Raw genomic sequence first — 25034 nt, forward strand, 5'->3', positions numbered from 1 at the left:
TTTCTTCCTCACCTGGTGCCTTTGTGGTGAAAAAATTACTTCACAATCATCAGTTTCGCAAATTTAAGCAGTAACTGTTTATTGCCCAATCCCTGAAAAAATACCGTTGCTTTTACATCGGGTAATGTCCCTTCAAGGCTGACGATTTTTCCGAAACCGAATTTTTCATGTTCTACTTCCATGCCCACCTGAAATTCGTGTGGTTGCGAAGGGCTAAATCCTGGCGATGGTATATGCGCTTTTGCCAGTAATGAGGTGGTTTTAGGGCGTGCCGATGGGGCAGAAGCCGTTGCACCTGGTGCGGGTTTTGGTTTGCTGAAAAAATCGCGGGGCTGTGAAGTCCATGTTTTTCGCTCAACATCAAAATTACCGTCAAAAGAATTTGATTTGGCCGGTTTAACGTCTAATTCTAAAAATCTTGGGTTAATTTCATTGATGAAACGGCTTGGTTCGCAGTTGGTTAGTGTTCCCCAACGGTAGCGTGAAGTAGCATAGGTAAGGGTAAGTTTGATCTCTGCACGCGTGATGGCCACATAGAACAAGCGGCGCTCCTCTTCCAGGTCGGAACGGGAGTTAACAGACATTTGCGATGGGAAAAGATTCTCTTCTAAGCCAACAATAAATACGTTTTTAAACTCCAAACCTTTGGCAGAGTGGATCGTCATTAACGAAACGGTATCTTTATTTTTATCGCCGTCTTTATCATCATTGGTTAAAAGGGCCACATCCTGCATAAAAATATCAAGCCCCTTTTCTTCTATATCTTCACGTTCGGCAAATTCCTTAATACCATTTAATAACTCCTGGATATTTTCGTAGCGTGCGCGTCCTTCAACACTGTCATCAGTATATAATTCCTTTAAAATACCTGTATGCTGCGCGATAAACAGGGCCGAATCGTAGGCATCAAGTTTTTTGGCCTCCGCCTGAAAACTCTGTACCATCATGGAGAAATCATTCAGCTGATTGGCCAAACGCCCGTCTACATACTGGTGTGCATTCGAAATCACATCCCACATGGTAAGGTTGTGCTGATCAGCTGCAACGATAATCTTATCGATTGAAGTATCGCCAATACCACGCTTCGGATAATTGATTACCCGTTTAATAGCCTCTTCATCTTTAGGGTTAAAGGTTAAGCGGAAATAAGCAATTAAATCTTTGATCTCTTTACGTTGATAAAAAGATGTGCCCCCGTAAATTCTATACGGGATATTCAGTTTGCGTAAACCTTCCTCCATTGCGCGGCTCTGCGCATTGGTACGGTAAAGAATGGCAAAATCGTGGTAGGAATAACCTTTTAGGCTACGCTCCTGGATAATGGATTCGGCAACCAGTTTACCTTCTTCATTGTCGGTAAAAGCACGTGAAACTTTGATCCTGTCGCCTGGAACATTTTCTGAAAACACATTTTTTTCCAGCTGGTTTTTGTTATTGGCAATAATACTGCTTGCTGCATCAACAATATTTTGGGTAGAACGGTAATTTTGCTCCAGTTTATAAACTTTTAAATCAGGATAATCGCGTTCGAAATTTAAGATGTTCTGGATGTTTGCACCACGGAAAGCGTAAATACTCTGTGCGTCATCACCCACTACACAGATGTTCTGATAGGCGGCAGCCAGCTTTTTAACAATGGTATACTGTGAAAAGTTGGTGTCCTGGTACTCATCCACCATCAGGTACCTGAATTTCTGCTGGTATTTGTTTAAAACATCAGGATGCTCTTTTAAAAGGATATTGGTTTTAAACAATAAATCGTCAAAATCCATTGCACCGGCCCTAAAGCAGCGTTTGGCGTATTGTTCGTAAATCTGGCCCAACAACGGTCGTTTATTCTGGATATCCTCAGCCTGGATCTGATCGTTGGCCTGGTATTCTCCCCACGAAATAAGGTTGTTTTTTGCCGAAGAAATCCGGCCGTAAACAAAATTCGGGGCATATAATTTGTCGTCCAGTTGCATCTCTTTTAAGATGGCACGGATTACACTTTTACTATCGTCAGTATCGTAAATCGTAAAATTGTTAGGATAACCGATTTTTTCGGCCTCCACACGCAAAATTTTTGCAAAAACGGAGTGAAAAGTGCCCATCCAGATATTTTTGGCCTCTGCACCAACCACTTTACTGATACGCTCACGCATGTCCTTACTCGCTTTGTTGGTAAAGGTTAAAACCAGGATGTTAAAAGGATCGGTACCGGTTTGGATCAGGTGGGCCACACGGAAGGTAATTACCCTGGTTTTGCCCGAACCGGCACCCGCAACGATCATTACCGGTCCCTTTGTGTTTTCTACTGCTGCTCTTTGTTGTGGGTTTAATCCTGCTAAATAATCCAAATCGGCTCCTGTTTTTTTGAGGTTCAAAAATAACAATTCCCATGGCTTTTTGCTAAAGGTGTTGGTAATTAGTTTAAAACCCAAAATCATATTTTATCGCTCGTCATTCTGAACTTGTTCCAGAATCTATTGAATGAAGGCTCATGTTTTATTGCGAATTAGTTGTCGGTATAGTAAAACCGTTATTTGGTTTTTAGAAAAGCAATACCTGTATTTCATTGGTATCGGTAGCCCTTTGCTTTGCTCATACACCTGCAGGCCTTATGCACCAGGCCGGTATCCGCTTCGCCAAGGTTTAGGCAGGTTATTTGTGCTGCTATTCATGGCTAAACCCATAGCTTTAAATACAAGCTTAGATATTAAGCTGATGTCAAACTTATATGTCACACCTGTTATTCCTTTAATTCAATCAAAATGGCGGATTTTGAGTTAAACGATGTGTCAGAATTACATACTCATGGTTTAGGTATAGATTTTGATTGGATCTGATCATGGAAGAGAAAAGAATAAATAAGGATATTGAATTAACTGATATCCCAGAGGGAAAGAGTACAGACATTTATGTGAACTTAAAAGAGAAATTGGAAAGTGTTGAGCGGTTCCCGGGAGTTTATAATTTCAAATTTATCATCACCGGGGGGTTGGATAAAATAAAAGATTTGCGTGCCATTTTACCTGATGATGAATTTATGGAGCAACCGTCAAAAACGGGAAAATATGTTTCTATTACGGTAAAAAAACAGGTGCAAAATGCCGATGAGGTAATAGCTGTTTATAAACAGGCAGGAAATATCAAGGGGATAATGATACTCTAGGCTGTGTAATTATTAAGGGGTTAAAACCCAAAGTCATATTTTATCGTCCGTGATGCTGAACTTGTTTCAGTATCTATTGATTAAGCTTCATGTTTCTTAACCGGAAATGAACCCTATTTCATTCAGGCAAATGAATTGTTGGCATGCAAAACGGTGACCTCTGATTTTCAGAAAGCCACTTCCGTATGTCATTTGTACTGTTAGTCTTTTGCTTTGCTCATACCGGTCTGTTCGTTTGGGCGGGCGCCTTCGGCAGCGGGTAGTATTCGGTACGTCAAGGTGAGGTAAATGCTCTGCTCCGGGTAATGGAGTTTAAAACCAGGTGCCTGAATTGCTGCCTTTATGGTATTTTAATCAACTCTTACTCAGAAGGTCAGGTGCTTTTTAATGATATAGTATAAACAACACTGAAGTTAAACCGAACCATTTTTAACTGCCCAATCCACCATTGAGTCGAGCACGGTAAAAAGATCTTCTCCTGGTTTTGTTAAGCTATATGTAACAACAGGAGGCACAACAGCCTGTGCATCCCTGTGCACAATATCGTCAGCCTGTAACTGCTTTAAATGCTGAATGAGCATTTTTTCGGTAATCTGCGGAATGGCCCTTTTCAATTCACTGTAACGTTTTGGCCCACTCATTAAATGATATATAATGATAGGCTTCCAGTAACCGCCAATTTTTTCCATTACAAAGGTTACCGGGCAGCTGGTTAATGCCACACCCTTATTAAAATTTCTGGTCGAAAGCTCTTTAATTGCCGTCATGTCTACATACTTTGGGGTAAGTACTTGTATAAAAGTAAGTGCAAATATAGCTTTGCATTCATAATTTAAAAACAAAATATCATGAAAATCACATTAACAGGATCGTTAGGAAATATTACCAAACCACTAGCCGAAACTTTATTAGCCAAAGGTCACGAAGTCAAAATTATCAGCAGTAATCCCGGTCGGGCAGAGGCTATTAAAGCACTGGGTGCTATTCCGCTGATTGGTAACGTGGCCGATATTACATTTTTAACCGCCGCTTTTACAGGTGCCGATGCCATTTACACGATGGTGCCACCTGATTTTTCTGCACCTCGATTTAAGGCTTACATTAGCGAAATCGGTAAAAACTATGCTGTGGCCATTCAGCAATCGGGAGTAAAAAAGGTAGTGAATTTAAGTAGCATTGGTGCCGATTTACCAGACGGAACCGGGCCTATTGCCGGATTACACCAGGTGGAAAATACTTTTGCCCAACTGGACGGGGTAGCGATTAAACATTTGCGTGCAGGTTATTTCTTTATCAATTTCCTGTCAAATATCGATATGGTTAAACATGCCAATATTTTAGGTTCAAACTTTGGTGCCGATGCCAAATTAGTATTGGTACACCCACGTCATATTGCCAAAGTGGCTGCCGAAACATTGGAAGGTGAATTTATTGGGAAAAGTGTATTGTATGTAGCTAATGATGACCAAAGCATAGCTGCCGATGTAGCTAAAACTTTAGGAGCCGCTGTTGGTAAACCCGAATTACCATGGATTGAATTTAGCGATGAAGAAGCCCTTAATGGTATGACTGGTGCGGGTTTACCAGAAGAAATTGCCAAAAACTACGTGGAAATGGGCGATGCGATCAGAAGCAACAGGCTTTTTACGGATTATTACAAAAACAGACCGGTTTTGGGTAGCATTACCCTTCAGGATTTTGCAGCTGAATTTGCTGCCGCTTATAATAGCTAAGATACTTCAACAGTTGCCGGGTTTTAAAACCTGGCAATTGCTATTTCATTTACATCCAGCTCTTGTTATCGTGCTCAACCTGGTATAACCAATAATTTACCAGCTGTTTAATTTCGGTATAATTGCCATATTTAAAATGGATCTGGCCTGCTGCGGTATGTAAAGAAAGGTGTCCTACATCAACACCCTTGTGCCAAGGATATTGAAAAGTGGTAATCGCCTGAATTTTATTTGGCTGTATAATTTCATTCGAAATATCCCATATTCCGCTGGTTTTGATGATGAAATCTTGATTTACCGAAATGCGGTGCCTTCTGTAACTGATATAAATCATCAATACACCTGTTATAAAGTAGGCGAATGCAGCACCGATAAAAGGTTTCACCGCAGGAATATTAAAAGCCAGGATCAAAAAGATTGAAACGGGTAAAACCAGTCTGAAAAAAATCGGCAGGTTCAGAAAACGCCAGTCGGGGATGAAGGTTTTACCCTTTAGAGGAGCCTTACTCAGAATCATTTTTAACAGTTCATCACGTTCAGTAACATTACAACCCGGGATTTCGAGGGTGTTCCCCTGCATTTCATGTCCTTTTTTGTTTTGACCAAAATGTGCCTGCCTTAAACTCATGTTCAGCATATTCATCTTCTTCTGGAAATAATTTTGGCTGTACTTGGTAACCTGCACTTTATTTGGGCTGATCAATGTATTTTTCTTGGCAATTAATCCCGAAGAAAGGAGCAGGGCATCTTTATGCTGCATGATCTGAAGCTCGAAATATTTATAGAAGGTTCTTACGAGATTGATAATCAGCAGTACAATTAAAAGGCATGCAATTAAAATGAAAACCGTAACAATGGTTAGCATTCCTGTTACCGTACTCTGAATTTCATCCCTGTTGATTTTGAATGCATCAAGCAGTTGCCTGCCTTCGTAAATAACCGTATAAAAAAAAGCGGCAAGCAAAGCTAAACTTTGTCCATAATTAGAAGTTAAGCCCACTTTAAGTAAAGTAAGGCCACTGATCTTTAAAAATGGTGTTTCTTCAATAAGGTTATTTTCACGAACCGCTTCGGGTTGTTCTCCACCTATGGCCTTTCTGTTCAGTAGATGTGCCTGAAGGTTGTAGGCAGTCGTTTCGTCGATGGCTCTTATGCTTACTTCTTCTCCATGTGCACCGGCGGTATCAATTTTTAATCCATAAACGCCAATAATTTTCTGCAGAATATTCTGGTTAATGTTAACCTGTTGAATTTTATCGAGTTGAATAATAACCTGATCGCGATTGAATATGCCTTTATTAACCACAAATTCCTGCTTTTCTTTATCCAGGAAGAAAGTGAATTTTAAATACCACAGGTATGCAAATATGAAGCTGATGAACAGGATAGCCAGGACGCCCGTTATCAGGTAGATAAAAGAGGTGCCCGACATTTTTACAAATGCTAAAATAAATAAGAAAAAGCTTGCCTTTACAATTTTTACCAGGGTATGTGCACCCATTATTATAATGCCAAAGGCCGATTCACGTTGTGGTTTGCTAAAATCGTTGTCCATTACACTTCTGTTTCAGTTATTGGATTTTCCAGCAGGTCTAATTTTTTCAAAAGCAGGTCTCTGATGCTTTTTGCCTCCCCGATAGGTATACCCGAAATGTGGATATGCCCGCTTTGGCCCCCTGCGGTAAATAACTGTAATGACCCTAATTTATACATCCGCGAAAAAATACCTTCGTTTAATTCAATGTGCTGGATCCGGTTTAAAGGAACAATTGTGGTCGATTCAGCTATAATTCCGCTTTTATAGAGTACATCATGTGTACGTACTGCATAACCACGTTTTTTAAAGCTTAAACGGAAAAGAAAGAAGAAAATAATGATTAAAGCCAGGTAAACAGGTACAATCCATACTGCATTGAGTTTAAACTCATCAACAAATAGCAGTAGAGCACTTAATCCGAGTCCTAACAAGCCAAAAAAGATCAATAAGTTAATGCAGATAATTTTCCAATAATCGGCATGCGGCTGCTTTAATAAAATTTCTTCGTACTTCGGAAGGTGTTCAAGGTCAATTGCTTCGTTAGTGAAAGGTGTATCGGCTGACATAATTAAAATTATAACTTATTAATCAAATATCTGATTAATATTTAAAGCTTTTGTTACCTCGCTATGATAAACTTTTTTACCGTGTTGTATTGTCCTGAATCGGAAGAGATCTTAAAGAAGTAAATGCCGGGAACGAAAGTAGAGGTGTTGATCTCTAAAGTGTGTTTACCCGTATTCAGGTATTCGTTTACCACAGTTTTAACCAATCGGCCCATTAAATCGTAAATCTGGATGTTAAGCTTATCCGGTTCGGGTAAAACCACATCAATAAAAGTTTGCATGGCCGCAGGATTCGGATAATTCTGAGAAACCGTAAATTTTAGGAATTTGTCAAAAATAGCCTTGTTAATCGTATCAAAAATCACATAGCTCAATAACCTGTAGCCACGTGCATTTGGATGGAAAGGATCCTGGTATAAACTAAAATCGCGTCTCATTACCGCATTTACATCAGCTAAATATATTTTATATTCAGTTGCTAATTTTTTATATGCCGTGTTAATGTTCCGGATATTGGTATTTACAGCAACATAACTTTTAATCGTTCTGTCATCTACAAACTGAAGTGTACACAAAATCGGGATTAATTTTTGTTTAAGGCTTGCTGTAATTAAAGCCCTCATATTGGCAACAGTTTCAGCTACACTTCCTTTGCCGGCAGCAATCGAAAGGGCATCATTAATGCCCATATCAATTACAATAAAGCCTGTTCTGTTGGCTATTGCATTATCAATTCTGAGCAGCCCCTGAAAAGTAGTCTGGCCGCCAATACCGTGGTTGGTAATATCAACGATTTTATTGGTATAACAACTTATAAAATTATTTTGTAGCAGGGTTTGAAAACCAAGACCTTTTACGCCCTCAACGGTGCTGGCTCCAAACGTTACAATATTTATACTGTCTTTCGAGTAGTATTGAGCTGCTTCGGGGCAGCTTACACGGGTTGGACTTGGGGCCTGAGCGAAAGAATACACATGGACAAACAGAAGCAGCAGCAGAGATAAAAATACTTTTGCGCTAAACTTCATTGTTAAAATTCTTTCTTACAGGATTTAAGGATGTCTGTTAAGGGCGCAATTTACAAAAAAGTAAATATAAATGATACAGTGCTTTTTTCTTTTTTACATACAATAAACTATTTTTTTGTATTTATTAACAGACGGGTTTAAATTTTAAAACACGCCTGGTGGTAAGACTGATCTTACTACGAGAAAGTTATAATTTGCAGCTACTTTTAGGCTGTTTATTTGGTAAAGCCTATATTTGTCCAAATTCATTTTGTTATGCAAGAAATTAAAAAATACGTAGAAACGCACAAGCAACGTTTTTTAGATGAGCTGTTTGAGTTGTTGCGTTTTCCATCGGTTAGTGCTGATCCGAAATATAAAGGCGATGTTTTAAAAACTGCCGATTATGTTGCGCAGAAATTAAAGGATGCCGGCGCTGATAATGTTGAGATCTGTCCGACAGCCGGTTACCCGATCGTATATGGCGAAAAAATTATAGATACTGCTTTACCAACTGTTTTAGTATATGGCCATTATGATGTTCAGCCTGCTGATCCGTTAGAACTTTGGCACACCCCACCTTTTGAGCCTACTGTACGCGATGGTAAGATTTATGCCCGCGGTGCCTGCGATGATAAAGGCCAGTTTTACATGCATGTTAAGGCTTTCGAACTGATGATGCAAACCAATACGCTGGCCTGCAATGTTAAATTTATGATCGAAGGCGAAGAAGAGGTAGGTTCAGCAAACCTTGGTATTTTTGTAAAAGACAATGCCGAACGTTTAAAAGCCGATGTGGTTTTAATTTCAGATACATCGATGATTAGTATGGAGCATCCATCAATCGAAACCGGTTTACGCGGTTTGGCCTACATGGAAGTGGAAGTGGTAGGACCGAACCGTGATTTGCATTCAGGTGTGTACGGTGGGGCAGTAGCTAACCCGGCAACGATTCTTTGCAAAATGATCGCTTCATTACACGATGAAAATAACCACATTACCATTCCTGCTTTTTACGATAAAGTGGTAGAATTAACAGATGCAGAGAAAAAAGCGCTGAATTCTGCTCCTTACGATGAAGCAGAATATAAAAAGGACCTCGATATAGAAGAAGTTTGGGGTGAAAAAGGTTATTCTACTTTAGAGCGTACCGGTACCCGCCCAACTTTAGAGGTTAACGGAATATGGAGTGGTTACATTGGCGAAGGTGCAAAAACAGTACTGCCAAGTAAAGCCAATGCCAAAATTTCGATGCGTTTGGTGCCGAACCAAAACTCAGAAGAAATTGCCGAAATTTTTACCAAACATTTCGAAAGCATAGCACCTAAAAATGTTAAAGTAAAAGTTACACCACACCATGGTGGCGAGCCCGTGGTAACCCCAACCGACAGTATAGCATACAAGGCCGCTGAAAAAGCGATTGAAGATAGTTTCGGTAAAACTGCTATCCCAACACGTGGTGGGGGTAGTATTCCGATCGTAGCATTGTTCGAGGATGTTTTGGGTATTAAATCGGTACTTTTCGGTTTCGGTTTAGACAGTGATGCCTTACATTCTCCAAACGAGAAATACGATATTTACAATTATTATAAAGGAATCGAAACATTGCCTTTATTCCATAAATATTTCGCAGAATTAAGTAAATAAGCTTAATCGCATCAGCCTGAACAACCGATTTTTCAGTCTGAGCGGAGTCAAAGACCATCCCTGCCTATTTTTTTAATAAGCAGGGATTTTTTTTGAAAATGAGCGGCCTGTATTCCATAGGTGCTTTCGTCCCGCCATTCGCTTATAGTCCTCATTTCGTTTCTCTCCATTCCGGGCTATTTAGCTTTGTCGGGTTTATTTAATAGCGGTTCGTTCTTCGATGCAAGGCCTGTTATGGCAACCAGGTTATAAAGCTTAAACAGTATTGCCAGCCTGGCCACCTAAACCTGATCGAAATGTAAAACCCGCAGGCCGAAACATGAGGACGAGGATTTGAAACGAAGAGCAGGGCTTTCCACAAGTTAAGCGTTACAGGTTTTGCTTTCCAAAACGATATCAATATCAATTGTTACCTGAGGTATTTTTTTGAAAATGAGCGGCCTGTATTCCATAGGTGCTTTCGTCCCGCCATTCGCTTATAGTCCTCATTTCGTTTCTCTCCATTCCGGGCTATTTAGCTTTGTCGGGTTTATTTAACCGCGGTTTGTTCTTCGAAGCAAGGCTTGTTATGGCACCAGGTTATAAAACTTAAATAGTATTGCCAGCCTGGCCAGCTAAACCTGGTCGGAGTGTAAAACCCGCAGGCCGAAACATGAGGACGAGGATTTGAAACGAAGAGCGGGGCTTTCCCCAAAGCTAAGGATTACAGGTTTTGCTTTCCAAAACGATATCAATTGTTACCTCGGGTAATTTTTTTGAAAATGAACGGCCTGTATTCCATAGGTGCTTTCGTCCCGCCATTCGCTTATAGTCCTCATTTCGTTTCTCTCCATTCCGGGCTATTTAGCTTTGTCGGGTTTATTTAATAGCGGTTCGTTCTTATAGGCAAGGCTTGTTCCTGGCATTTGCTTTAAAACGTTAATAACATTGCTATCTCTGCTACCTAAACCCGATCTGAGTGGAGCTCCCGATTCTTCATCGGAGCAGGAACGGGAGCGGGGCTGTCGAAACCGATAAAGCACTACAACTGCTTTCCAAAAACAATTTTAAGTTTGAAACTCAGCATTCTTCGCTTTCTCTTAGCACGCTTTGCAGTTAAATTTGCCCGATTTTATCTATGGCCAAACTTAGTGTGCTCTGTGCACCGTCTCTGTTTCCTCGGTGGTTAATTAATTTTTAAACCACAGATTTTTTTCTAACTTGTACCCATGAAATATTTATTTACATCTCTTTTACTTTTATCCGGCATCACTTCTTTTGCTCAAGATACTAAAACGATTAAGCAGTCTGGAAACCCTATTTTTCAAGGTTGGTATGCCGATCCTGACGCCGCTATTTTTAACTCAAAATACTGGGTTTACCCAACCTATTCGGCAAAGTACCGGGAACAGGTATTTTTAGATGCCTTTTCGTCTGACGATTTGGTGAAATGGGAAAAGCATCCCCGTATTTTAGATACCGCCGCGATAAAATGGGCCAATAAAGCGATGTGGGCACCCGCAATAGTGCAAAAAGACAAAAAATACTATTTGTTTTTCGGCGCTAACGATATTCAGAATGATCAAGAAATCGGTGGGATTGGAGTGGCAGTGGCCGATAAGCCTGAGGGACCTTATAAAGATCATTTAGGTAAACCTTTGGTTGATAAATTCTACAATGGTGCACAACCTATTGATCAGTTTGTGTTTAAAGATAAAGATGGACAGTATTATTTAATTTATGGTGGATGGAAACATTGCAACATTGCCAAACTGAACAAAGATTTTAGTGGGTTTTTACCTTTTGAAGATGGTACAACCTTTAAAGAAATTACGCCCGATAATTATGTTGAAGGACCTTATATGTTTATCAGGAACGGTAAATATTATTTCATGTGGAGCGAGGGTGGTTGGACCGGTCCTGATTATTCTGTAGCCTATGCCATCGGAGATTCGCCTTTCGGGCCATTTAAACGTGTGGGCAAAATCTTAAAACAAGATCCGGCCATAGCAACCGGGGCAGGGCATCATTCGGTAATTATCAATGAGAAAAAAGGTGCCTATTATATTGTATATCACCGCAGGCCATTAAGCGAAACCGATGGCAACCACCGTGTTACCTGTATCGATGAAATGAAATTCGATGCAGATGGTATGATTTTGCCTGTAAAAATTACCAATGAAGGTGTTAAAGCCCAAAAAGTGAAATAGTTTGCCTTTTTAACTCATATTTTTAGTTTACAGTGGGGAGGTTTCCACTGTAAACTAATTTGTTTTCAATACAGGCTGCTGACGTTTATTCAACACGCTAAAGCCATAGGCGCAAAGCAAAAGGATACATGCCAATCCAAACCAAAGCCAGTTATAACCCAATTGTTTGGCAATTAAAAAACCAAAATACGGCCCGATAACCTGTGCGCACGACCAACTCAAAGTATAACCTGCTGCATATAATCCCCTGTTATGGGCATTACTGCGGCTGATAACAATGGTATTTATAAATGGTAATACAAACATTTCGCCTATTGTAAAAGTTACAATGGTTAATGCGGCTGATACGACATGAAAAATAACCGGTGCACTTAACAACAGGTAAGAAACAGAAAAGAAAATTGCACCGATGATGATAAAAAACATAGGCGACTTTTTCTTTTCAATTTTATTGATCATAATCATTTCGAAGAGCGCGATTATTGCGCCGTTTAAGCCGATAATAATACCGATGGCAAATTCGTTGATATGCCATTCTTCTTTAAAAAATACGGGCACAACCCTAAACATCAGAAAAGCACAGGTAATAAAGAGGGTGGTTAAAAGAATAAATCTTACATAAAAACCATCTTCCCATGGTTTTAAAATAACCATGTTATTGCGGGTTTCTTTCGCTTTTTTGATAAAATCCTTCACTTTAGGCAGCAAAAACAGAATAGAAAGTCCAACCAGGATACTTACAGAACCTTCTACAATAAACAATAGCTTATAGTTGATGGAGGCAATAATCCCAGCCATACTAATCCCCGCCGACCAACCTATATTTACCGCCAGCCGGTTAAGCGAATAGGATCGGGTAATGGTATTTTCTTTTGCATAATGGGCCACAGCAGTGAAATTTGCCGGTCTGAAAGCTTCAGAAAAAAAGCTGATTACGACTGCCAATACACAAAGGGTAGAAAAATGGGTAATGGTAGAAAATAAGATGAACAACAATCCCCCGATAATGGATGAAAGAATCTGTACCGGCCTGAACCCAATCATGTCTGTTAGTTTTCCTCCGGTTGCAGAGCCTAAAATAGAACCCACACCAAATAAGGTGATGATTAAACCTGCATCCATTTCCGACCGGTGCAGGCTTTGGGTAACGTATAAGCCCATAAATGGAACGGCCATGCTGCCACACCTGTTAAACATCATTACGATGCTTAATAACCAGGTTTCGCGACTGAGGCCGCTAAAAGATGCTTTATAAGTATTAAAAATGAGTTTGAACATGGTAATTCCGGATGTTGTAAAAATACCAAAAGCGAGGTATTAATTAATCATCTGAATTCCATATCCTGTATTAAACTAAAAAAGTTGTGCAAAAAAATATCCCGTAAATTTTACAAATTTGCATCCGGAAACCGATCAAATGCCCCCAGAGAAAAGAACCCCAATCAATAAAGGCCCTGTTGCCAGGAAGCCTGCTGCTAAAAAAACTGTAACCAGAAAATCTACGTCAGGTAGAAAAAAGAAAGCGGTGCTTTCGGTTCAGCTTAAATTGGTAATAGCAGGTTTATTATTGATTTTACTTTCTCCCTTTTATTATGGCTATGTATTACAAGGTTTTGTGGCAACCTGGAGCTGGGTTAGAGATTGGGGACAAGATCCGAATTACAGAACTTATGAAAGTTTTAACATCAGGATCCCAAAAAAATATACCGTTCACGGGATTGATGTTTCTTACTATCAGGGTAAAATAAACTGGCAAAAAGTAAAAGAAATGAAGGAGGATGAGGTGAGTATTCGCTTTGCCTTTATCAAAGCAACGGAAGGCTTAATGTTGGTTGACCCCTATTTTCAGCGTAACTGGCGCGAAGCCCCAAAAGCAGGCATAATTTGTGGTGCGTATCATTTTTTCAGGCCAAAAAAGGATGGCAAAACGCAGGCTAAATTTTTCTTGCAAGTGGTAAATATCGAGAAAGGCGATTTGCCACCTGTAGTAGATATTGAATCTTTAGACGGCGTTTCACCGCTAAAAATGAGGGCCGAACTTTCTGATTTCCTCAATTACATCGAAATGAAAACAAAAGTAAGACCGATTGTTTACACCGGGCTTAAATTTTATGATGATTACCTGGCGGGTTATTTTGACGATTATCCCTTATGGATTGCCCATTATTATCAGCCAAAGTTAAGGATGGACAAAAGTCGATGGAAATTTTGGCAGCATTCTGATAAAGCCAAAATTAACGGAATCGGTCACGTGGTCGATTTTAATGCTTTTAACGGCGATAGCCTGGCGCTTGATAGGTTATTGGTTCACTAGTCGTTAGTTTGTGGGTTAACTGGTTAATTGTTTAAATCAATCGGTTAAGCGACTCCAAGCGCCAAACGCTCAACTCCAAACTATCATGCTAAACCATAAACGCTAAACTACGTTATGTAATGGGCGCCATACCTGAAAACTAATAAACCATTGACTATTGAACAACTGAACTAAATAGTCCAGCTTTCACATTCTGCTAAGAAAAATTCATCGGCTTCAGCACCAATACCAATTTCTTCGGGAACATCAAGAAAGTAGCCGTTGTAGGTAAGGCCACCAACAACCGGATCAACCAGGTGCCCCAATAGTGCGGTATCTAAGTCAAAAAATTCTACATTCGGACTCGCATAAGCAAAATGCAGGTTGGCACTTAAAGCAATCCTGGTTTCGAGCATGCTGCCAATCATACATTTCACACCCCGTTGTAAGGCTTCTTCATGGATTTTTTGCGCCTCTAAAATACCTCCGGATTTTGAAAATTTAATGTTCAGGTAAGTGGTTGACTGGCTATTGATCAGTTTCCGGGCGTCGTGGTGATTGTAGCAGCTTTCATCAGCCATTAATTTAATTGGCGAATTAAGGTTCAGTTCGGGTAATTTATCATCGTACCAGGTGCGCATGGGTTGTTCGCAAAACTCGATATTATATTTTTCCAATTCACCTAAAGCGAATAAAGCATCATCAAAACTCCAGCCCTGGTTGGCATCCAGGCGTAAAATCAAATCTTCACCTACGGCCTCACGGATATGTTTTACCCTTTCTATATCATCATGTACTTTTTTGCCCAGCTTAATTTTTAAAATCCGGCAGCCCTGGCTTTTATATTTTAAAGCTGTAGCGGCCATTCCCTCTGGTGTATCTATACCGATCGTCATATCGGTTTCTATAATACGTTTAGTTCCACCGAGGAATTTATAAAGTGGTAAGCCTGCATTTTTGGCAGCAAGATCAAATAAAGCCATATCGAAAGCACTTTTAATGGTGCTGTTGTGATCAGCATAGCCCAGCAGGTCGTTCATCCGCTCCGGAATATCTAAGGGATCTTTACCTTTTAAAATGGCGGCAAAGTCTTTGGCCATGGCAATGCAGGTTTCCTGTGTTTCGCCTACAATCATCGGAAATGCCGAGCATTCGCCAATACCATGAATGCCGGTATCGGTGTAAATGCGTACCAATACATTTTGTGCAAAATGCATGGTTCCGGTGGCAATCACAAAAGGTTCCATGGGGATGCTGAAGCGGTATATTTCGGTATGGGTAATTTTCATTTTTTTTTAAGGCTGGATTTCAGACTAAAGTATAAAAACAAAAACTAAATAGGAACAGGTTTGTAGAATATTAATAGATTTACGCCTCAAATTAAAATTCCACTTTCTTTCTTACCTTTTACAAGCCATGCCATGTCAGAAACCAATAATTTAATCCACGCCTCATCGCCTTATTTGCTTCAACATGCCCATAATCCTGTTGAGTGGTACGAATGGGGTGTAGAGGCATTAGAAAAAGCAAAAGCCGAAAACAAACTGATTTTGGTGAGTATTGGCTACTCGGCCTGCCATTGGTGCCATGTAATGGAGCGCGAAAGTTTCGAAAATCATGAAGTTGCCGAAGTGATGAACCGGCATTTTGTGTGTATTAAGGTTGATAGGGAAGAACGCCCGGATATTGACCAGATTTACATGTATGCCATCCAACTTATGACCGGTAGTGGAGGCTGGCCTTTAAACTGCATCTGTTTGCCCGATCAGCGTCCGATTTATGGCGGAACTTATTTCCGTAAAAACGATTGGATCAATATTCTGGAAAATGTGGCTGCCCTTTGGACAAATGAACCCGATAAAGCCATTCAATATGCCGAGCGTTTAACTTCGGGGATCAAAGACAGTGAAAAGATAATCGCTGTGGAAACAGCAGAAGAATATACCCACGAACATTTAACTGAAATTATCGATCCCTGGAAACGTCATTTCGATATTGGTTACGGAGGTTATAACCGGGCTCCAAAATTTCCTTTGCCCAATAATTGGGTGTTTTTATTGCGTTATGGCTTTTTAAAAGACGATGAATCTGTTTTTACGGCGGTTTGCCATACGCTCGAAGAAATGAGCAGGGGTGGGATTTACGATCAGATTAGGGGAGGCTTTGCCCGGTATTCGGTTGATGATAAATGGCATGTGCCTCACTTCGAAAAAATGCTTTACGATAATGCACAATTGATCAGTTTATATACCGAAGCTTACCAGTGTACCAAATTCGATTCCTTTAAACAGACCGTGGTGGAAACGATAAATTGGGTTGCTGATGAGATGACTTCTGCAGAGGGCTTATTCTATTCGGCACTGGATGCGGATAGCGAAGGGATAGAAGGTAAGTTTTACGTTTGGGATAAAGCAGAATTCGACCAGGTTTTGGGCGAAGATGCTCAATTGATTGGCGCCTATTACAACATTACCGAAGAAGGTAACTGGGAAGAAGAACAAACTAATATCCTCCGAAAAACAATTGGTGATGACGATTTACTGGCGAAATTTAACATTACAGCCGGGGTGCTTTACGATAAGGTAAACGCAGCTAAAGAAAAATTATTGGCTGTGCGTAGCAAAAGGATCAGACCAGGTTTGGATGATAAATGTTTAACCGCCTGGAATGGAATGATGATCAAAGCGTTAGCCGATGCGGCCGAAGTATTCAATCACCAACCCTATTACGAAAAAGCCTCAACTGCAGCTAATTTTATTTTAAACCACTTAAAATCAGAAAATGGCGGTTTATACCGTAACTACAAGAACGGGAAAGCTTCCATTACAGGGTTCTTAGACGATTATGCCTTTTTTATTGAAGCGCTGATTGCTTTGTATGAAGCCGATTTTGATGAAAAATGGTTAGAAGAAGCGAAATTATTGACCGGTTATGTGATGGCTAATTTTACAGATGCAGATTCGCCAATGTTTTTTTATACCTCTGCAGAAAGTGAAGATTTAATTGCCCGTAAACATGAAGTGATGGATAACGTTATCCCGGCCTCAAACTCCACCATGGCGCAGAACTTAAAGAAACTGGGTTTGCTTTTTGATGTAGAAGAATATACTGAAAAAGCTTCTGAAATGCTCGCTGCGGTTCATCCGAGGATTAAAAGCTATGGTTCTGCCTACTCAAACTGGGCCATTCAGTTGTTAAATGAAATTTACGGTATAAATGAAATTGCCATAACCGGTTTCGAAACCGATAGTATTAAATTAGCATTAAGCGGCCATTATATTCCAAACAAAATTACATTGGGTGGAACAAAAAGTAACCTCCCGCTGTTAAAAGGTAAGCAAAGCAATGAAACAAAAGTTTATATTTGCCGAAATAAAGTATGCCAGTTGCCGGTTAACACTGTTGAGGAAGCATTATTGTATGTACAATAAATTAATTTAAATGAATATTTCACCAAACTCTGTAGTAGCGTTAACTTACGAATTGCATACTACTAACGAAGAAGGACAACAAGTTTTTGTAGAAAAAGCTGACGAACAAAATCCTTTAGTATTTTTATATGGCGTTGGCATGATGTTGCCTAAATTTGAAGAGCATTTAACCGGTTTAAAAACTGGCGATGAGTATGCTTTCGAGCTATCTGCAGCAGATGGTTATGGCGACATCGATCCAGGGGCTTTTGCCGACCTGCCAAAAACAATGTTTACCGAAGCAGGTGGCGAACTGCCAAATGTTGGTGATGTAATCCCTCTACAAGATAATAACGGTAATCAGTTCAGGGCAGGCGTTACTGCAGTTCACGATGAAACCATTTCAGTAGATTTAAATCACCCAATGGCTGGTAAAAATTTATTGTTCAGCGGCGTGATTTTAAATGTACGTGAAGCAACTCAAGACGAATTGGCGCATGGTCATGCACATGGAGCTGATGGACATTCAGGTCACTAAATAATATAACATATCGATTTCAAAGGAGTCAGGTTTAAATAGCAATTGCCGTTTAAACCTGGCTCTTTTGTTGATATCTATGCCTAATCCTGAAAAACCTCTTCTAAAACAAGTTTAAAGCCGGGTATTATCCTGGTAGTGACTTCTTCGCCCTCGGTAAGCAGTTTGGTAGGCTGAAACTTGCCTTTGTCATCGAGGATATACCTGAAAAATGTTTTATCCGAAGAACTTACAATCCAGTATTCTTTAACACCAGCTTCTTCGTACACTTCATATTTGTTGATCAGTTCCTTTTTATTATTGCCAGGTGATAGAATCTCTACAACGATATCTGGTGCTCCAATGCAGCCCCGTTTATCGAGTTTAGCAGGATCACATACCACCACAATATCGGGTTGAACTACGGTAAAAACATCTCTGTCATCTTGCGTTTTCTTAGCTAAACGTACATCAAAAGGTGCTGAATAAACTTCGCATTGATGGCCATTTAAGGCATTGTAAATTGGTACATAGATTCTTCCTGATATTTTCTGATGAATCCTGGAAGGAGCTGGGCTCATTTCAAAAATGTAGCCTTTAATAATTTCTAAACGCTCTTCAAATTCAAAACGCATATAGTCTGCATAACTGTAAATAGCAGAAAAATCTACCTCATTAAGGGTTTTAATAGGAGGAAGCTCTTCTTCGGTAGGATATGGCTTGATATTTTTCATATGAGGTATTTAACCAAATATACTAAATATCTTAGTTTTTTAGAAATCAATTTTCAGCCGCAGTCCACCATTGGTAAGGTTAAGGTTTTCTTTAGAAAAAGTTTTCATAGGCAGCCTTAAAAAGGGCTCTATCGAAATATTATTCTTTTTGGATATTTTTTGCTTATAGCCCAGAGAGAAATTGTAAAATCCGATATATTTATCAGGGTCTATACTGGCTTCGGGCTGTGGCTCAACCGTTTTTTCCTTCACGATTAGGGTTTTGGAATCGGCATAACCATTTACTGCCGGGGAAGAAAAGCTCTGAACCTGGTTTACGATATAACTGTTTTGCTGCGAATTGTTTAAAACGGCAAGTGCAGAAACCCCAATATTCGTATAAAGCTTATCACTGATATTGTATTTTAATTCTAAAGGAATATTAATTCCGCGTACTTTAGCATCAACAGCAGCCAGATTTTTGCCTGATAGGGTTTGTGGTGCAGAAGCGTCTAGCGATTCTGTTGCACTGATTGAGGCATATGATATACCAGAGCTTATTGATAACTTGTTGGCAATGGCATACGATAAAGAAAATCCGTAATTCATGTTTACTTTATTGTCGTTACCCATAGCAGGGGCAACATATACATCAGGTTGCCATTTCGAATTTTCATTGGTTTTAGAGGAGGCCTTTTGCTGATCTGCACGACTATCCTTTGCTAACAATTCCTCAAATGTTATTTTTTTATTTGGCAGCGTTTTTTTGTTTTCGGTTAAAATCTCAAAGTTTTTAGAGCTAAAAGCCGAAATGCGGTTACCCGCAAGCTTATTGTCTAATACATTATCGTTTACAGGCACTAAATAACCCGAATTATCGGCATCACCGAAGTGATTGTTTGCTTCAAGGGGTAAAGTTGTTCTTTCTGCAGTTTTAATTGGAAGCTCAGTTCCATTAAGGTTGTTTAAAACAATGGTATTTTCATTTAATCGGTCGGCGCTGTTTTTTGCAGGAGCGTGGTGATTAAGCCCGGTGATTGAGTTTTGTGGTGTTTTAGGTTTAACAGTTGCAAGATCAGTTTTTTGACTGACATTGTTCAGGATGAAAAATACGCCGCCAAAAACCAAAATCAGGGCAGCAGCAGCCCAGAAGGGCCAATATACTATTCCCCTTTTCTTCTTTTCTTTCTCCGAAAAGCGCTCCCAAGCACCAGCAGGATAAGTTTCCTCATGGTTTTTGAGCTGCGTGGCAATATGCTCAATTAATTCCTTATCCATTTTTCTCGTATGAATTGACCATGGTATTTAAATAAAGGGTACGTAACTTATTTTTAGAACGCGTTAAATACACGCGGCTCGAACTTTCAGGGATATTCAGCATCTTCGATATCTCATCGTGTGCAAAACCTTCAATTTCGTATAAGTTAAACACCAGTCTTTGTGTGTCTGGTAAGTGATTTAATAAATTTAAAATATCGTTAACATGAAGTTCTGAAGCAACCGAAACCGGTGCAACCGGATGTTCATTTTCAGCCAGGTCATCTACGTAGTACTGCACCTTCGAACTCCGTATTTTATCTATTGCAGTTCTTGAAGCAATCTGGGCAATCCAGCCTTTAAACGACCGAAGCAGTTCTTCAGGATTATTGGGGGCCTTAAAGCCGGCAACATGTTTAAAAATCTTGATAAAACTGTCGTTTACAAGCTCTTCACTGTCTGAAGTGTTCTTGGTATACCTTAAAATAATGCCCATTAAATAGCCATAAAATGATTTGTACATCATTTCTTTACAGCTATTGTCGTTTTTTACACAGCCTTTTAAAATTTCCTCAAAACTGAGTATTTTTTTTATCACCCTTGTAAAGGACTATTTATTAAAGGTTTATCATGATTAATTGCTTGCAAATTTAAGAAAATAACACCGCCCAATTTTTGGACGGTGCTAATTTTCGATCTCACAGGTAGAGTGGATTTTCTTATTTATTCGTCATTACCGATAAACCCAGTCCGGTACTATCCGTTTTACTGGTTAAACCTTTCGCCCAAATGGTATAAATCTTTCCTTTTTCAATTTTAATTGAGGGTAAACTTACCTTAACGGTACCGCTTTGCTTCAATTGAAAAGTATAACTGTCATTAGGTGCAATATTGGTAAAGGTGGTAAATTCTTTGAAAGCTTTTGCGGTAAATAAAGGCGCATCGGTTCCGGCTATCGCTAAATCGTAGGTAGCCGTTCCAGGACTTAAGTTTACAAAACGAACTTTGGCCTTATCTGTTTCAGGTGCTTTTAAATCATCTTCAAGAACTAAGAGTTTTGTCGATTTTAACGTGTCAACAACAAATACCGAATAAAATGATCCTGATTTTAAACTGACAGAAGAAGTTGTTAAATATTTTAAAGAATCTTTTTTAGCCACACCTGCCAGTCTTATTCCCGGGTAAGCTGCATAATATCCTAAATCCTTAGTGTAGGTAAAAAAGTTTATTTTTTGATTGTCCAGAATAAAATCCAGGGGGCCTGTACCTGGCGATGCATGTACAAAACCAATTCCTGCTGCTTCTATCGGATCATTATTGAAATCCTTTTTACAGGCGGTAATGGTTAAAGTTATTGCAAAGAGAGAGAGTATAATTTTTGCCGTAATGCTAAAATTTTTCAAATTCGTTTTCATTTTAATGTTAAATCAATTTATAAAGCAAATTGGTTAATGGCCATTAACGTTTTTTCTTGTAAAACGGTTTATGAGACGAAAACGCTACAGTCGTTCTAAATTTTTTATAAAGAAAAAGCCACATGGTGTTGCATGTGGCTTTAACGCTGTATTTTATAACGAAGGCTTACGCATACATTTCTTCGCGGAGTTTGGCAACATCGCTACTGTTAATGTACTCATCATAAGTCATTAATTTATCGATCGTACCTTTTGGTGTGATCTCGATAATGCGGTTGGCCACCGTTTCCGTTAACTGGTGATCCCGTGAAGTAAACAGGATGGTACCTTTAAAATCTTTCATACCGTTGTTCAGGGCTTCGATAGATTCGAGATCAAGGTGGTTGGTAGGCTCATCAAACATTAATAAATTGGCCTGTTGCAGCATCATTCTGGAGAACATGCAGCGCATTTTTTCACCTCCCGAAAGCACTTTTACGTTTTTAAGTACCTCTTCACCTGAGAATAACATCCTGCCTAAAAAGCTGCGCACAAACTGCTCATCGGCATCCGTTCCGGAGTATTCGCGTAGCCAATCAACAAGGTTTTCATCTTTACCGGCAAAATACGCAGAGTTATCGTTCGGGATATCGGCTGTGCTGATGGTAACACCCCACTTAAATTCTCCTTTATGATCTGTATCCCTGCCGGTTAAAATATCATAAAAGGCCGCGGTGGCTAAACTGTTCTGAGATAAAACGGCAATTTTATCCCCTTTATTTACCATGAAAGTGATTTTATCGAACAATACACCATCGTTCCCGTTTTTGCTCAGGTTTTCTACCTGTAAAATCTGGTCGCCGGCTTCACGACCGGTATTGTTGAATATAATAGCCGGGTATTTTCTGCTCGACGCCTTAATTTCCGCGATATCAATCTTATCCAAAGCTTTTTTACGGGAAGTAGCCTGTTTTGATTTAGAAGCATTTGCACTGAATCTGCGGATAAATTCCTGAAGTTCCTTTACCTTATCCTCCATCTTCTTATTCTGGTCGCTGCGCTGTTTTAAGGCCAGTTGGCTCGATTCGTACCAGAAAGAATAGTTACCGGTATAAATACTCATTTTAGCGAAGTCGATATCCACAATATGGGTACAAACAGCATCTAAAAAGTGCCTGTCGTGAGATACAACCAATACAATATTCTGGTAGTCGGCCAAAAAGTTTTCTAACCAGGCAATGGTTTCAATATCCAAATCGTTGGTAGGCTCATCCAATAACAAAATATCCGGATTGCCAAACAGGGCCTGCGCCAATAACACACGTACTTTTTGCGTATTATCCAGTTCTTTTAACAATTTATAGTGGTCTTCTTCGGCTATGCCCAAATTGCTCAACATGGTGGCAGCGTTGCTTTCCATATTCCAGCCATCCATTTCTGCAAAAAGATTTTCAAGCTCTCCGGCGCGTTCGCCATCTTTCTCTGAGAAATCTTCCTTCATATAAATGGCATCTTTTTCTTTCATGATGGCATAAAGTTCTTTATGGCCAATCATTACGGTTTCTAATACCGAAAACTCATCAAATTCATAGTGGTTTTGTTTTAAAACCGCCATTCTTTCGCCCGGAGTAAAAGCTACGCTACCCGAGGTTTGACTAACTTCTCCTGATAAAATTTTCAGGAAAGTAGATTTACCTGCACCGTTAGCCCCAATTACACCATAGCAATTGCCCTGGGTAAATTTTAGGTTAACATCTTCAAATAATGTGCGTTTGCCGTACCGTAACGATAAATTAGAAACTGAAATCATGCTATAATTGAAATAAGCCGCAAAGATACGCAAAAAGGTTGAGGGAAGGAAAGTGTTTAATAGTTTGGTTGTTGGAAAGTTTTAATACTGAACTTTTATAAGTTGGAAGGGGTAGGAAATGTAGGGCCTGGTTCTTTGTGGCAGGTGGAGCCCCGTTATCCGCTTTACTCCGTTTAACTCCGTGTTCGCTGCTACCGGGTTTATTTTACAAAGGGGGCAGCTTTTGGCCAGTTGTTAAACCCCAAAGCTTTAAATTAAGAAGATAAATAAATGGTCTTAAGTCAGAATCTTAATTCAGACAGCGTATGGTGTTAAGCTTCCCAACCCAGTTGGGAATGACAATTTATCTTGAGGTACTCTGTTTTAAAATATTTATTTTAGCCTCATGCTAAACCACACCTTGCTCGAAAACATTAAAACTACCCTTCAGAAAAGCAAAGTAGAAAAATTAGCGGCCATAGCTTCTGAAGAAACCTTTTCGGCGAAAGACCTGATCGATTTAAGTTTTTATCATGATGAACAGGTCGGATTCCGGGCCGCATGGATTTTAGAGCATGTATACACCGCCCATCAGCATAGGTTTTTACTCTTTGTGCTGTATTTCCTGGAGAAATTTCCAAAGCAGGCCAATTTATCGGCATTGCGGCATTATGTTAAAATACTGGCCTTTATGACCAGGAAAAATGCCCCGATCGAAATCAGGAAGGTTATCGCCGGTTATGATACCGGTCATTTGGTTGAGGTTGTTTTTGCCTGGTTGATTGATGAGAAGATCCCTGTGGCTGTAAAATCACATTGTTTGAATATTTTAGCCAATTTAAATGTCAAACACAGCTGGATCAGGGAAGAATTGTTGCAAACCATGGATTTCCTGGTAGATAAAGAAAGTATAGCTTTTTTTGCAAAAGTTAAACAGGTCAGGAAACAGTTATCAATTCGCAGCTGACAGTTTTCAGTTAACAATTGGTTGGCAATTTTAGTTGGTCTTTTCTTAGCCCTCAAATTTTTCTTTGGTTAACGCAGAGTCAAATCTTAGTGCATTTAGCCCTAAACCCTACACCTCCAACCTTACGCCTTATCTAACTTCCGCCTTTTACCTTATATTTACCAAATGAGCGCAACATACGATATTGTATCAAAAATTATAAAAGAACGTCGCAGTATTTTCCCTGCCAGCTATATAAAAAAAGAGATTCCGGTTGAGGTAATCAACCAGATTTTAGAAACAGCCAATTACGCACCAACACATAAGTTAACCCAGCCCTGGCGTTTTGTGGTTATCCGCAAGGCTGGACTGGCCAAATTGGGTGAGGAGCTCGGTAGACTATATAAGGAGCTGGTTTCTCCACAGCAATTTCTTCAAAAAAAGTACGATAGTTTTGCAGAAAAAACAAGTCAGGCCGATTGTATTATCGCCATCAACATGAAAGTGAGTGGTAAAATACCCGAGTGGGAAGAGTTGGCTGCCGTTTCCTGCGCGGTTCAAAATATGGCTTTAACTGCAGAAAGTTTACAGGTTGGAGCATATTGGAGCTCTCCTCCATTAATTAACGATTTAGGGAGTTTCTTAGGCCTGGGTGAGGATGAAAAATGTATCGGCCTGTTCTATATGGGATATCATAACGAAAAACCCTGGACACCCAACCGGACTCCGATGGCAGAAAAGGTGAGGTGGATAGAAGGGTAGTTTTACAGTCCTGAGTCTTTAGTTCTGAGTCTAATTTAGCAATGGTTTATGACCATTATACTATGGACCATCAAACCATGAACCATTCTACATCGTCCATCTTACATCATCCATGAATTA

Annotated in this window: 21 protein-coding genes; 9 read left to right on the plus strand and 12 right to left on the minus strand. The window is 39.7% G+C overall.

The genetic code is table 11. From position 1 onward, the window contains the following. Positions 1–35: 35 nt before the first annotated feature. A complete protein-coding gene (locus tag GGQ60_RS01460; RefSeq protein WP_183761186.1) occupies positions 36–2339 on the minus strand; it encodes an ATP-dependent helicase in 2304 nt (767 codons plus the stop codon). Positions 2340–2830: 491 nt separating this feature from the next. Between GGQ60_RS01460 and GGQ60_RS01465 the strand changes: the two genes are divergently transcribed. Beyond that, positions 2831–3154, plus strand: a complete 324-nt coding sequence (locus GGQ60_RS01465; protein ID WP_183759618.1) for a DUF493 family protein — start codon at positions 2831–2833, stop codon at positions 3152–3154. A gap of 413 nt (positions 3155–3567) precedes the next feature. Here the strand turns inward: GGQ60_RS01465 and GGQ60_RS01470 are convergent, their stop codons facing one another. Continuing rightward, complete coding sequence (locus tag GGQ60_RS01470) at positions 3568–3921, minus strand: winged helix-turn-helix transcriptional regulator (RefSeq protein ID WP_183759619.1); 354 nt, start codon at positions 3919–3921, stop codon at positions 3568–3570. An 81-nt stretch (positions 3922–4002) separates the two neighbouring features. Here GGQ60_RS01470 and GGQ60_RS01475 point away from each other — a divergent pair, with 81 nt between their 5' ends. Further along, positions 4003–4887 (plus strand): NAD(P)H-binding protein, encoded by an 885-nt coding sequence (locus GGQ60_RS01475; RefSeq protein ID WP_183759620.1) that lies wholly within the window; start codon positions 4003–4005, stop codon positions 4885–4887. 49 nt (positions 4888–4936) lie between these two features. On the opposite strand, the gene GGQ60_RS01480 is transcribed toward GGQ60_RS01475, so the two are convergent. From GGQ60_RS01480 to GGQ60_RS01490, 3 genes are read right to left on the minus strand one after another with little or no spacing between them, the layout of a single operon-like run. Further along, on the minus strand, positions 4937–6442 hold the full coding sequence (locus tag GGQ60_RS01480) for a PH domain-containing protein (protein WP_183759621.1): 1506 nt from the start codon (positions 6440–6442) through the stop codon (positions 4937–4939). Then, complete coding sequence (locus GGQ60_RS01485; protein WP_183759622.1) at positions 6442–6990, minus strand: PH domain-containing protein; 549 nt, start codon at positions 6988–6990, stop codon at positions 6442–6444. Before GGQ60_RS01485 ends, GGQ60_RS01480 begins: the two co-directional genes overlap by 1 nt. A gap of 53 nt (positions 6991–7043) precedes the next feature. Continuing rightward, positions 7044–8018: an SGNH/GDSL hydrolase family protein gene (locus tag GGQ60_RS01490; RefSeq protein WP_183759623.1), complete on the minus strand. Its 975-nt coding sequence runs from the start codon at positions 8016–8018 to the stop codon at positions 7044–7046. Positions 8019–8273: 255 nt separating this feature from the next. Here GGQ60_RS01490 and GGQ60_RS01495 point away from each other — a divergent pair, with 255 nt between their 5' ends. Together GGQ60_RS01495 and GGQ60_RS01500 are read left to right on the plus strand one after the other, a co-directional pair. After that, positions 8274–9644, plus strand: coding sequence for a dipeptidase (locus GGQ60_RS01495; protein ID WP_183759624.1), 1371 nt, complete (start codon positions 8274–8276; stop codon positions 9642–9644). A 1208-nt stretch (positions 9645–10852) separates the two neighbouring features. Continuing rightward, positions 10853–11833 (plus strand): glycoside hydrolase family 43 protein, encoded by a 981-nt coding sequence (locus tag GGQ60_RS01500; protein WP_183759625.1) that lies wholly within the window; start codon positions 10853–10855, stop codon positions 11831–11833. A 54-nt stretch (positions 11834–11887) separates the two neighbouring features. Here the strand turns inward: GGQ60_RS01500 and GGQ60_RS01505 are convergent, their stop codons facing one another. Then, entirely contained in the window at positions 11888–13111 is a 1224-nt protein-coding gene (locus GGQ60_RS01505) for an MFS transporter (protein ID WP_183759626.1), read from the minus strand. Positions 13112–13250: 139 nt separating this feature from the next. On the opposite strand from GGQ60_RS01505, the gene GGQ60_RS01510 reads away from it, so the two are divergent. Next, positions 13251–14147 (plus strand): glycoside hydrolase family 25 protein, encoded by an 897-nt coding sequence (locus GGQ60_RS01510; RefSeq protein ID WP_183759627.1) that lies wholly within the window; start codon positions 13251–13253, stop codon positions 14145–14147. A gap of 170 nt (positions 14148–14317) precedes the next feature. On the opposite strand, the gene GGQ60_RS01515 is transcribed toward GGQ60_RS01510, so the two are convergent. Continuing rightward, positions 14318–15415, minus strand: a complete 1098-nt coding sequence (locus GGQ60_RS01515) for a mandelate racemase/muconate lactonizing enzyme family protein (RefSeq protein WP_183759628.1) — start codon at positions 15413–15415, stop codon at positions 14318–14320. 132 nt (positions 15416–15547) lie between these two features. Here GGQ60_RS01515 and GGQ60_RS01520 point away from each other — a divergent pair, with 132 nt between their 5' ends. Then, positions 15548–17557, plus strand: a complete 2010-nt coding sequence (locus GGQ60_RS01520) for a thioredoxin domain-containing protein (RefSeq protein ID WP_183759629.1) — start codon at positions 15548–15550, stop codon at positions 17555–17557. Positions 17558–17567: 10 nt separating this feature from the next. Beyond that, complete coding sequence (locus tag GGQ60_RS01525) at positions 17568–18074, plus strand: FKBP-type peptidyl-prolyl cis-trans isomerase (RefSeq protein WP_183759630.1); 507 nt, start codon at positions 17568–17570, stop codon at positions 18072–18074. A gap of 83 nt (positions 18075–18157) precedes the next feature. Here the strand turns inward: GGQ60_RS01525 and GGQ60_RS01530 are convergent, their stop codons facing one another. From GGQ60_RS01530 to GGQ60_RS01550, 5 genes are all read right to left on the minus strand, one after another. Further along, complete coding sequence (locus GGQ60_RS01530) at positions 18158–18787, minus strand: Uma2 family endonuclease (RefSeq protein ID WP_183759631.1); 630 nt, start codon at positions 18785–18787, stop codon at positions 18158–18160. 39 nt (positions 18788–18826) lie between these two features. Further along, complete coding sequence (locus GGQ60_RS01535) at positions 18827–20044, minus strand: outer membrane beta-barrel protein (protein WP_183759632.1); 1218 nt, start codon at positions 20042–20044, stop codon at positions 18827–18829. Further along, entirely contained in the window at positions 20037–20621 is a 585-nt protein-coding gene (locus GGQ60_RS01540) for an RNA polymerase sigma factor (RefSeq protein WP_183759633.1), read from the minus strand. The genes GGQ60_RS01535 and GGQ60_RS01540 overlap by 8 nt, the downstream gene beginning before the upstream one ends. 121 nt (positions 20622–20742) lie before the next feature. Further along, positions 20743–21438: a DUF4397 domain-containing protein gene (locus GGQ60_RS01545; RefSeq protein ID WP_183759634.1), complete on the minus strand. Its 696-nt coding sequence runs from the start codon at positions 21436–21438 to the stop codon at positions 20743–20745. A 166-nt stretch (positions 21439–21604) separates the two neighbouring features. Then, positions 21605–23227, minus strand: a complete 1623-nt coding sequence (locus GGQ60_RS01550; RefSeq protein ID WP_183759635.1) for an ABC-F family ATP-binding cassette domain-containing protein — start codon at positions 23225–23227, stop codon at positions 21605–21607. Positions 23228–23612: 385 nt separating this feature from the next. Between GGQ60_RS01550 and GGQ60_RS01555 the strand changes: the two genes are divergently transcribed. Together GGQ60_RS01555 and GGQ60_RS01560 are read left to right on the plus strand one after the other, a co-directional pair. Next, positions 23613–24173: a HEAT-like fold family protein gene (locus tag GGQ60_RS01555; protein WP_183759636.1), complete on the plus strand. Its 561-nt coding sequence runs from the start codon at positions 23613–23615 to the stop codon at positions 24171–24173. A gap of 165 nt (positions 24174–24338) precedes the next feature. Further along, positions 24339–24914 carry a nitroreductase family protein gene (locus GGQ60_RS01560; RefSeq protein WP_183759637.1) on the plus strand — a complete coding sequence of 192 codons (576 nt, stop codon included), beginning with the start codon at positions 24339–24341 and terminating at the stop codon, positions 24912–24914. Positions 24915–25034 lie beyond the last annotated feature (120 nt).

This window comes from Pedobacter zeae (genome assembly GCF_014196715.1).
GTDB classification, from domain to species: domain Bacteria; phylum Bacteroidota; class Bacteroidia; order Sphingobacteriales; family Sphingobacteriaceae; genus Pedobacter; species Pedobacter zeae.

Coding starts and splice junctions, on each gene's coding strand:
- GGQ60_RS01465 (WP_183759618.1), top strand. CDS start 2,831: ATGGAAGAGAAAAGAATAAATAAGGATATTGAATTAACTGATATCCCA.
- GGQ60_RS01470 (WP_183759619.1), bottom strand. CDS start 3,921: ATGACGGCAATTAAAGAGCTTTCGACCAGAAATTTTAATAAGGGTGTG.
- GGQ60_RS01475 (WP_183759620.1), top strand. CDS start 4,003: ATGAAAATCACATTAACAGGATCGTTAGGAAATATTACCAAACCACTA.
- GGQ60_RS01480 (WP_183759621.1), bottom strand. CDS start 6,442: ATGGACAACGATTTTAGCAAACCACAACGTGAATCGGCCTTTGGCATT.
- GGQ60_RS01485 (WP_183759622.1), bottom strand. CDS start 6,990: ATGTCAGCCGATACACCTTTCACTAACGAAGCAATTGACCTTGAACAC.
- GGQ60_RS01490 (WP_183759623.1), bottom strand. CDS start 8,018: ATGAAGTTTAGCGCAAAAGTATTTTTATCTCTGCTGCTGCTTCTGTTT.
- GGQ60_RS01495 (WP_183759624.1), top strand. CDS start 8,274: ATGCAAGAAATTAAAAAATACGTAGAAACGCACAAGCAACGTTTTTTA.
- GGQ60_RS01500 (WP_183759625.1), top strand. CDS start 10,853: ATGAAATATTTATTTACATCTCTTTTACTTTTATCCGGCATCACTTCT.
- GGQ60_RS01505 (WP_183759626.1), bottom strand. CDS start 13,111: ATGTTCAAACTCATTTTTAATACTTATAAAGCATCTTTTAGCGGCCTC.
- GGQ60_RS01510 (WP_183759627.1), top strand. CDS start 13,251: ATGCCCCCAGAGAAAAGAACCCCAATCAATAAAGGCCCTGTTGCCAGG.
- GGQ60_RS01515 (WP_183759628.1), bottom strand. CDS start 15,415: ATGAAAATTACCCATACCGAAATATACCGCTTCAGCATCCCCATGGAA.
- GGQ60_RS01520 (WP_183759629.1), top strand. CDS start 15,548: ATGTCAGAAACCAATAATTTAATCCACGCCTCATCGCCTTATTTGCTT.
- GGQ60_RS01525 (WP_183759630.1), top strand. CDS start 17,568: ATGAATATTTCACCAAACTCTGTAGTAGCGTTAACTTACGAATTGCAT.
- GGQ60_RS01530 (WP_183759631.1), bottom strand. CDS start 18,787: ATGAAAAATATCAAGCCATATCCTACCGAAGAAGAGCTTCCTCCTATT.
- GGQ60_RS01535 (WP_183759632.1), bottom strand. CDS start 20,044: ATGGATAAGGAATTAATTGAGCATATTGCCACGCAGCTCAAAAACCAT.
- GGQ60_RS01545 (WP_183759634.1), bottom strand. CDS start 21,438: ATGAAAACGAATTTGAAAAATTTTAGCATTACGGCAAAAATTATACTC.
- GGQ60_RS01550 (WP_183759635.1), bottom strand. CDS start 23,227: ATGATTTCAGTTTCTAATTTATCGTTACGGTACGGCAAACGCACATTA.
- GGQ60_RS01555 (WP_183759636.1), top strand. CDS start 23,613: ATGCTAAACCACACCTTGCTCGAAAACATTAAAACTACCCTTCAGAAA.
- GGQ60_RS01560 (WP_183759637.1), top strand. CDS start 24,339: ATGAGCGCAACATACGATATTGTATCAAAAATTATAAAAGAACGTCGC.